Raw genomic sequence first — 675 nt, 5'->3', positions numbered from 1 at the left:
ACAATCTCGATCGGCGTTCTGCTCACCAGCGTTCCGCGGACGATGCGCCGATCCTGCATGCCAACATCCGCGGACCGCGCTACTACAATTAGGAGATCATCCCTTGCTCACCCATCCGACCCTCGACCGCCTCAACGCCCTCGGCCTCCACGGCATGGCCAAGGCCTTCGCCGACATCGAAGCCACCGGTGAGGCCGCAAGCCTCGGTCACACCGAATGGCTTGCGCTGCTGCTCGAACGTGAAGCCTCGCTGCGGCACGACAAACGGCTCGCCACTCGCCTGCGCTACGCCAAGCTGCGCCAGCAGGCGTGCGTCGAGGACATCGACTACCGCACCCCGCGCGGTCTCGACCGCCCGCTGTTCGCTAAGCTTGTCGAGGGCCGCTGGATCGACGACCACGTCAATCTCCTGATCTGCGGCCCGGCCGGCGTTGGCAAGAGTTGGCTCGCCTCGGCGCTCGGCCACAAGGCCTGTCGCGACAATCGCTCCGTGCTCTATCAGCGCGTCCCGCGACTGTTCGACGATCTGGCGCTCGCCCGCGGCGACGGCCGCCATCCACGCCTGTTGCGCGGCCTTGGCCGTGTCGATCTGCTGATCCTCGATGATTGGGGACTCGAGCCGCTCGACGCCGGTGCCCGTCACGACCTCCTGGAAATCCTCGAAGATCGCTACGG

General features: G+C 66.4%; 1 protein-coding gene. It reads left to right on the top strand.

Translation table 11 applies throughout. From position 1 onward, the window contains the following. Positions 1-103: 103 nt before the first annotated feature. Positions 104-675 (top strand): ATP-binding protein (locus tag ACFQX9_RS38590; protein ID WP_377792180.1); only part of this gene is annotated, 572 nt, incomplete at its 3' end.

The organism is Bradyrhizobium sp. GCM10028915 (genome assembly GCF_042666195.1).
Classification (GTDB): Bacteria; Pseudomonadota; Alphaproteobacteria; order Rhizobiales; family Xanthobacteraceae; genus Bradyrhizobium; species Bradyrhizobium canariense_D.
The sequence above is the reverse complement of the archived record's forward strand: the minus strand, read 5'-3'. Positions and strand labels throughout refer to the sequence as shown.